This window comes from Streptomyces sp. NPDC048484, assembly GCF_040651415.1.
Taxonomy (GTDB): Bacteria; Actinomycetota; Actinomycetes; order Streptomycetales; family Streptomycetaceae; genus Streptomyces.
In genome coordinates this window covers 1-8,054 of record NZ_JBEZJY010000106.1, presented here as the reverse complement: position 1 = coordinate 8,054, position 8,054 = coordinate 1, and the positions used below count along the sequence as shown (strand labels likewise).

The following is an 8,054-nucleotide window of genomic DNA, read 5'->3' as shown; positions in this document are numbered from 1 at the left end:
AGGTGACCCAGGAACCTCCTTCCGAGTTCCTCCCGGCTGCACCGGGAATACAGCGAAGCGCCTCACGGCGCACGCAGAGCTACAAGCAGGTCAAGGACGAACTCGGCTGGGCCGACTTCCAAGTACGTTCCGACCGCGACATCCGCCGACACCAGACACTGGTGAACTGCGCCTTCTCCTTCTGCTGGGACCAATGGTTCGCCCCACCCGGCCCCGTGGATGCCACCGCGCCGGACCCGTGCCCCAACGAGGGGCCAGAGAGGGGGCTCAGCCCCGTCCCACCAGCACCAACAGCTCTGCTGGCCCAGGGCCTTACGATCCATCCGTTCCTGGCTCACCCCCGCCGTCGCCCTCAACCGATGATGGCAAGCATGGACCGACACGGACCCACCCTCCGAGTTCCAGGCGCTCATCGACGCGGTCACCACCGGACACGGCATTGACCTCTACTGCCGGATTTAACGAACTACCGGTAGTCGCGTAAGGGGTTGTGTCACCGAATTCGGGTACGGGGATGCGCCACGCCGCCCGCTTGTCACCACCGATCACGGGACAAAGCCTGCCTGCTATCGGAGACGGGTGCGGCTCTTCTGCAGTGAGCTGGTGATGCTGTGCGCCGTTGCCGTTCGTGGTCGAACGGCGGATCGTCGAGTCCCAGGACGCGGTGGAAGGCTGCCGCAAGGGAGGAGATTGCCGAACTGCAGGCACATACTGAGAAGTTGACCAGGCGTCTTGCTGGGCGGGAGGAGGTGTTGTCCCGGCTGGTGATCACGCGAACAGGATTGTCCCGTGGCTGGAGGAGAACGCCCCGGACATCGGTGGGGCCAGGTGATGATCCACCCTGCCCGTCCCGGGCACCCGTTCCAGGCCGCCAGCGTTTCTGCTGGTCAGTGCCCGTTCCAGCGTTCCAGCGTCCCAACTTGATCGCTTTTTGTGGCGGGTGGAACAGATCACGGAACAAGCTGTGGCCGTCCAAGCAGTCCGCTGGACGACCCACTTCCGCACCATGGAGATCTTCGATGCGTTCGCGACTTGCCGCCCGCTCCGCCCGCCTCGCCCTGGCCGTGGCCGCCGCGGCTGCCCTGGCTGCCACCGCAACCCCGGCCGCCACCGCCGACAGCGGAAACACCGCCGCGCGGGCCTGTGCCACCAACGACCTGACGTTCAAGATCACCTCGAAGACGCAGGCAGGTGGCTACCTCCTCGTCACCGCCAAGGCCAAGTCCGGCATCACCTGCTACCTGGAGGGCGTCTTCCCCTCCGCGTCCTTCGGCTCCGCCGCCGACACCGAGCTGCGGCCCGCCGAGCAGGCCGTCAGCGACGACGTCGTCCTCTCCGGCTCCACCGCCGCCTACGCCGGCATCAACCCCAAGTCCACCAACAACGAGAACGGCAGGCTGTTCGAGAAGCTCCACCTCTCCGTCACAGGAGACGAGGACAACTTCGTCACCCTCAACCTCCCCCACACCGTCCAGGTCGACCGCCCCCTCGCCACCAACTGGCACGCCGACCCCGCCGACGCCGTCCCCTACAGCTGACCCCCGCGACGGGCGCCTCCGCGGCGCCCGTCGACACCAGCGTCGCCCGCCTCCTGTCCTGGTGGCGGGCGACAGACGGCTGACCAAGGAGTTTCCGTCCGGCGGAAGTCCTCTTGCCGGGGTGGAGGTTCCTCTTCGTCTTGAACGGTGTGCGTCTCGGCCGGGCAGCCGCGTATGAGGTCCTGATCGGTAGTACCTCACCAGCCAAGGTCGACCCACGATGGATGGCGTGGCCGTTGTCCCTGGCAGGTTGGGCCGCAATCCCCGCCTTCATCGGCGGCACCGTCGGCTACCTCATCACCGTTCAGATCCAAACGCACCAAGCCCGCGGCTTCCTCCGCTACGACCGGGCGCTCGCCCGGGGCCGGCCGATCGGCAGCGGCGTGATCGAGGGCGCGGCCAGGCATCTGGTCGCCGACCGACTTGCGATCACCGGCAGCCGCTGGAGCGTCCCCGGACCCGAAGCCCTCCTCCAACTCCGCGCGATCATCAGCAACGGCGACTTCACCGCCTACTGGCGCTGCCACGTGCATCAGGAACACACACGTCTCTATCCCCGCCTCGACCAGGCCGATTACCGCCTGACGGCCTGAACGATCTCACTGCAGGAGAGCTACACCCTTCCTTGTTTGGCCCGCCAGTAGCTGATGTTCGGCAGCCGATTCACGGGATCGGCTGCCGGAGGCGGATGGCTTTTGAGCCTTCATTGGGTCTTTGGGTGTAGTGAGAGGCTCAGTCTTGAAGTTTTCGGCGGCGCCAATGGCCCGGTCAGATTGCCAGGAAACCGGAGGCAGTTTTGGCCAATTATCAGCTATCCGGCGAGGTTGCGCACATTGTCGCGTTTGTGGTCTGGCGGTTCTTGCTGTCCACCGTGAGGATGCCCGCCTGTCGATAAACGGGGGAGCGGGATGGCGGTTGGGTGGGGTGTGCGTGCTCGGGGGAGGGCGCGGGCGGAGGAGGCCGAGTGGCCTGCTGTCCCGGTTCAGACGAATCCTGTTGCCTCTGGGGCCAACCGCCCTGCGGAGGTGGGCCCCACATCGTCCGAAGTGACGCGGTTGCTGTGTCAGGCGGTCTATGTGCGACCTGATCGGGTGAAGGCCGCCAAGGCGTGGTGGCGCAGGATCCGGGGCAAGGCGGGCAAGCCCAAGAAGCCGCGGCGCAGTACCAGGCGGCCGATCTATCTGGAGGGCAGCGACAACTGCCCGTCCCTGGGCGAACCGACTGCGCAATGGGTTGTTGACCATGTGCTGAAGGGGCCGCCGCTGCCTGTGCCGTCGTACGGCTTCGATCTTGTTCCGGTGATGGCGCACGGTCTTCGTGCGCGGCGGCGCAGGTGGGCACGGTGCGCATGCATCCTGGTCCTGTGTGGGCTGGTCGCTTATACGGTGCCGTGGGCTTTCGCGATCTGGGCGGCTGCTGTCGTCGTCGCTCTGTTCCTGCGGTGGGCTGCTTTCCGCGCGCTCCGCAGGGTCGGCCGGACACGGTGGGCGCCTTCGCGACGCCTGGCGTATGCCGTGCTGCTCACCCCGTGGCTGCTCGCACTCCTGCCGTACGGACCCGTTGGCGGCGACGTGTTCGAGCTGCGACTCGAACTGGCTCTACTCCCCTTCGGGCTGGCGGCTGTCGTCGCACTGGCGTATGCGGCCGACCGGCTGGTGGCAAGGGCTGCGCTGGGTGCCCTGGCGCGAGAGGGCGTGTCGTCCGATGGCTTGCCGTGGGTCGCTGCGAAGGCCGGACGCAGGATGTCGGACATCAGCAAGGACCAGTCGCAGTTGGCGCTGCCCTACGACGCCTCGGAGCAGTTCGTCGGCGCCGGACGCGATGTCTGGGGGCCCGCTCGCATCAGCATCCCCCTGAAGGCCAAGGACGCCGAGGAGTCGGTCAGACCGTTCGGAGAAGCGGAACTTCTCCGACGCGTGGGCACCGCCCTCAATGAACTGGGCCGCGGTGCCAGGGAGATCACCGATCCGCTCCCCGGGTTCTCTATGGAGCGCATACTCGGCCTTCCGGCGGCCCGATGGCTGCAGCGCACCCGCGAGACGAAGGTGGAGCTGCCCGACCTGAGCGGTCTGGGACGCAGGTCCCCTTCCGGTGTGCCGGACCGACTGTATCTGCGGGCCCAGTGCATCAGCTGGGACGGACAGATCGTGGTGAGCGTTTTCGTGCATGCCGCACTGGAGGCCGGAGAGCTGCGGCTGACCATTCGTCCACACGTGATGACACCGCTCTACAACGAGCTGCGGGTGACCGCCAAACCGGCCCGGACACGCGGAGTGCGTCTGCTCAGGTGGCTTGCTGCGCAGTCGCTCCTGGACACGGCCATGGGCCCCCTGGCCGTGTGGCGACTGGTCGCCCGCCTCGGCGAGAAGGCCGAAGGCCGTGCGGAGGAAGAAGACCCGGTGAGCCTGCGCGACCGGTACTCCACCGAGGAAGTCACCGACATGCACCAGAGCGACGACGCCAAGAGGCACGTCGTTCTGATGCAGTCCTGCGTCTTCCGGACCGTCGCCGAGTATCTCGACGAGCAGGGCATCGACCTGGCCGCGTACGAACGGCAGGTCGCCACCGTGACCAACAACATCCTCGTCTACGGGGACAACAACGCCCCCATCCAGAACGTCGCCGGCAGCGGCATCAGTGGCGTCGGCCAGGACAACAAGAATCAGGGAGGCAAGTAATGGTTGTGGGACGGCGTCGACCCGAACCCGACCCGGGCCATGGCTCGGGCATCAGCATCGGCGGTACCAACAACGCACCGTTACAGAACGTGGTGGGACAGAACATCTCCAATATCCATCAGTCCGCCTCGGTGCAAGGCACTGTCGACATTGACGCTGTGCGCGGCCTCCTCGCTGCCTTCCGCGCGGACGTTGACCGCAATGCAGCGGACTTGCAGAACGCCACGGTCCTGCGTGCGATGGCGGACACCGTCGACACCTCGCTCGCCACTCCCGATGCGCCACAGGCCGGCACACTGCGCGGGATCGCGCAGGCGTTGCCCGCGCTGGTTGTGGACACCGCAGTCCAGCAAGGAGGCGAAGCGCTCGCCAACGCCATTGGCGGACTGCTGAGTTGAGTCCGATTACCCCTTGAGCCGGTCCGAGATGCGGGATGAACCGTTCCGGCTGCCACCCGCGGCACGCGTGGGTACAGTGCTGCGACCAGTTGGGGGGATACGAAGTGGACGAAGTGACGTTCGCGGCGACCACCATGGCCGCGGCCTTCCTCGCTCAGGCGACCCAGGACGGGTACCAGAGGGTCCGTGAGGCCATTGGCCGTCTGATCCGACGCAGCGGCCAAGAGGACGAGGCAGCGGCTCAGCTTGAGCGTCTGGACCGAGATCGGACCGCTGTGGCCCAGACCCCGGCGGGTGACCGTGAGGCCGTCGTACGGGCCGCCGCGATCACGTGGGCTCCCGTGCTCGTACGACTCGCGGAGTCGGAACCGGTCGCGTATGCGGAGCTGTTGGCTCTGGCCCGGCAGGATCGCCCGACCGCCGTGGTCAAGCAGCACAATCACGGTACGGGCACCTTCATCAACGGAAATGTTGAAGGCGGTCTGACCATCAACCACGGTGCGGGTCATGGCAGACACGACTGACTCTGAGAGCCGGGGCGGGCAGCACAATCGCGGGCCCGGCGTGTTCATCGCGGGCAATGTGTACGGAGACGTCAACAACCACCAGACGTCAAGACCGGACCACGGGCGGGATCACGAGTCTCAGGCGTCCCAGGGACACCAGCGTAACGAGAAGGAACGTCCTGGTGGGGATCAATCGGAGGAAGTGGGAGAGGCGGGGCCGGGAGGGGCGTTGCTCGGCTGGACCTGTCTCGCTGTCTCGCTATTCGGGATGTCTGGCTACTGCATCGGTGCAGCTCTTCTTACGGACCGGCCGTCGACGGGAGACCGTGTCGGAGGAGTTCTCGTCGGCGTGGGCTCGGCCTTGAGCGGCGTCATGGCATTGGCCTTCGTTTTCGCGGCTCTGACCGAGGTCTGCGCTGCGGGCGCGGCCAATGCTGCCGACTCCGCGAGGAAGCGATGGGTGCAGGGACAGCGAGGCGCAGCCCGTTTGAATCTTCGTTACGCGGTCTCAACTGCCCGTGTCGCGAGCGTCAGCGCAGTCCTGGTTGGGCTCGTCACGGGGCTCTTCGGGTTCCTGGCCATCGGGAAAAGGGCTGCAGACCGGGCCCACGATGCTCACGAACATGCCGAGTCCGAGATCGCCAGGACACGTTCCACGCTGGGGGAGAACCTTGACAGTTAATGATCTTGCTCTCATGGGAGCCGCATAGGCGTCGCGTCCTGGGACAGAGCGCGACGTCCACCGAGGGCGCTTCCTCGAAGATTAGTGCTCGTATTGGGCCCAACTGATGGAGGCTTCGCCTTACTCGCCCGTTGCGGGCGCTCGCCTGACGATGTCGGACAGAGGCCCGCGATAGGTGGTGCCGAGTTTGCTCACTACGCCCAGGGTGGAGCCGGGCCCGTTCTTCATGCGACTCACGTAGTTTTCGGGCAGCAGTACCCGGTCGCCGACCTCAAGCGGTGTGCTCCCGCGCCAGCGGTAGGCGTATCCGCCGACATCCACAACCTGATGGCCGTCGATCTCGTACACGCGCTTCGCGTCGTCCAGTTGTTCCTCAAGCTCTTTGACGCGTTGTTCCAGTCGTTCGATCCGAGATTTGGAAAGGCTCGCGCTGCTTTCGCTGCCGGATTTGTAGCCTTCGCTCCATCCGCGTCGGTGGGCCTCGGCCACGGCTTTGTCCTGCTCCGTGGCATGCGTGCCGCACGCCACGTCCGAGCCCGATATCCGGACCTTGCACGGGTTGCCGGAGCGGGTCGGGCGCCCGCAGGTGCGGTTGTGTTGGTCGGTCATGTGAGATCCCCCTGGAAGCAGCTGACCGTGATCTTCTCTCAGGTTCCTGCCGGTGAGACGGCGGAAATCAGACATATCTAGGATCTGTTGATTGGTGCGTGGCGGTGTCGTCGACCTGGCTCAATGGACGTATGGAGACCGGGGAATGCTGGGCGTATCGGGCCGCACCGAAGGAGCTGGGTGGCGCGGTGCGCCAAGTGGAGATCGTCCGAGTCCGCAGCTCTGGAAGATCAGGGCGGGTACACGTGCGGTTCCTGGATGGTGATGAGGCTGGCCTGCAGGAGTGGGTAAGCCCCACCTGCCTGGTGGCCTTCTGGAATGACGTCGAGTCCTTCAGGGCGGATGACATGGCGGAGCTGGCTCTGGCCGAGGCGTCGAGGGAGGTCCGGGGCAGCGCGGAGTTCGAGGCGGCCAGGATGATCCTCGATTTCGTCCGGCCCAAGGGCCGCTTGCGTCTGCGTAGAGCGGTGGCTGATGCGGGGGTCCTGGAGTTGGGTCACCTCGACGAGACGGCACCACTTGTTGGCGCGGATCCCACCGGCCTACGGGGCGATCCCATGGTCCACGAGGACCGCAACGGCTTTTACACGGCGGGCTGGCCGGTTACCGAGCGGGTCGCACGGCAGGTCGCCCGACGCCTGGCCGAGGAGATCCTGCCCGAGGTGGACCGCAAGCAGCAGGCACTGGACGAGGAGCGGGCTCGCCCCGCCTACTACTCGTACCAGCGTCGGGACGACCGCAAGCTGGACGCGGAGGCGGGCGTCTTGCGCACGGTGCGGGAGTGGTGCGGTGAGGACAAGGCGGAGCGCTACGACGAGTTGGTTGCCCTACGTGCCGAGGTCATCCGGATCGGAGAGCTGGTCGAGAAGGCGGTCAAGGCTCTAGTAGGGCTTGGTCAGGTTTGTATTGGTGTGGGTATGTTGCGGTAGCAGGTGGGGCAGGCGCCGGTCCAGAGGGCGAGGAGTGTCTGTAGCTCGCGGACGATCTGGTAGAGGCTCAGGCCGGCGCCGCGTCTTTTGGGGCCTTGGCCAGTCGTTGCAGGGTGCAGAAGGCGTGGGCGGCGGAGATGAGGGTGACGTGGTGGTGCCAGCCGTTCCAGGTCCGGCCCTCGAAGTGGGCAAGTCCCAGGGCCTGTTTCATCTCCCGGTAGTCGTGCTCGATGCGCCAGCGGAGCTTGGCGAGGCGGACCAGCGTAGTCAGGGGCATGCCGGAGGGCAGGTCGGACAGCCAGAACTGCACCGGCTCGCTCTCACCGGCCGGCCATTCGGCCAGCAGCCAGCACACGGGCAGTTCCGGGCCGTGGGCGTTCTGGCGGACCTCGCGCCCGGCGGGCCGGATACGCAGGGCCACGAAACGGGAGTACATCCGCTTGCGGCCTGAGCGGCCGGTGCCGGGCCGGGAGCCCTCACGCCACTGCACCGGCCGGGCTGCCTTCCGGCCCGCCGCGATGACCAGCTCCTTCACCGACTGCGGCTTGCCGGGATACTTCGACACCGGCGGGCGTCCGGTCCCGGAGTACGGCCCGGCCACCGGCACCGCGTCGGCGGGCTGGGCCGACAGCGTGGTGGAGATCCCCACCACGTAGTTCAGGCCGCGCTCCTGCAGTCCGTGCCGGAACGCGGCGGCGTCACCGTATCCGGCAT

The 8,054-nt window shown here is 66.6% G+C and carries 6 protein-coding genes and 2 pseudogenes; 6 read left to right on the top strand and 2 right to left on the bottom strand.

Annotated elements, in window-relative coordinates:
- The first annotated feature begins 1,019 nt into the window (after positions 1 to 1,019).
- The 5 genes and pseudogenes from AB0D14_RS44430 to AB0D14_RS44410 all read left to right on the top strand — a co-directional run bounded on the left by AB0D14_RS44430 (position 1,020) and on the right by AB0D14_RS44410 (position 5,138).
- Positions 1,020 to 1,538 carry a DUF4232 domain-containing protein gene (locus tag AB0D14_RS44430; RefSeq protein WP_362791095.1) on the top strand — a complete coding sequence of 173 codons (519 nt, stop codon included), beginning with the start codon at positions 1,020 to 1,022 and terminating at the stop codon, positions 1,536 to 1,538.
- Between the two features lie 335 nt (positions 1,539 to 1,873).
- Positions 1,874 to 2,131, top strand: a pseudogene (locus AB0D14_RS44425) (ISKra4 family transposase); the annotation flags it as partial.
- Between the two features lie 483 nt (positions 2,132 to 2,614).
- Positions 2,615 to 4,216: a hypothetical protein gene (locus AB0D14_RS44420; protein WP_362791093.1), complete on the top strand. Its 1,602-nt coding sequence runs from the start codon at positions 2,615 to 2,617 to the stop codon at positions 4,214 to 4,216.
- Entirely contained in the window at positions 4,216 to 4,614 is a 399-nt protein-coding gene (locus tag AB0D14_RS44415; protein WP_362791090.1) for a hypothetical protein, read from the top strand. The genes AB0D14_RS44420 and AB0D14_RS44415 overlap by 1 nt, the downstream gene beginning before the upstream one ends.
- Before the next feature lie 104 nt (positions 4,615 to 4,718).
- A complete protein-coding gene (locus AB0D14_RS44410; protein WP_362791087.1) occupies positions 4,719 to 5,138 on the top strand; it encodes a hypothetical protein in 420 nt (139 codons plus the stop codon).
- A 784-nt stretch (positions 5,139 to 5,922) separates the two neighbouring features.
- Here the strand turns inward: AB0D14_RS44410 and AB0D14_RS44405 are convergent.
- On the bottom strand, positions 5,923 to 6,411 hold the full coding sequence (locus AB0D14_RS44405) for a hypothetical protein (protein WP_362791084.1): 489 nt from the start codon (positions 6,409 to 6,411) through the stop codon (positions 5,923 to 5,925).
- Between the two features lie 131 nt (positions 6,412 to 6,542).
- Here AB0D14_RS44405 and AB0D14_RS44400 point away from each other — a divergent pair.
- A pseudogene (locus AB0D14_RS44400) lies at positions 6,543 to 7,295 on the top strand (PE-PGRS family protein); the annotation flags it as partial.
- Between the two features lie 112 nt (positions 7,296 to 7,407).
- Here the strand turns inward: AB0D14_RS44400 and AB0D14_RS44395 are convergent.
- A partial coding sequence (locus AB0D14_RS44395; RefSeq protein WP_362791081.1) for a transposase occupies positions 7,408 to 8,054 on the bottom strand: 647 nt, incomplete at its 5' end.

Excerpts from the sequence above, each read along its gene's own strand:
- AB0D14_RS44405 (WP_362791084.1), bottom strand. The coding sequence starts at position 6,411 with ATGACCGACCAACACAACCGCACCTGCGGGCGCCCGACCCGCTCCGGC.
- AB0D14_RS44415 (WP_362791090.1), top strand. The coding sequence starts at position 4,216 with ATGGTTGTGGGACGGCGTCGACCCGAACCCGACCCGGGCCATGGCTCG.
- AB0D14_RS44430 (WP_362791095.1), top strand. The coding sequence starts at position 1,020 with ATGCGTTCGCGACTTGCCGCCCGCTCCGCCCGCCTCGCCCTGGCCGTG.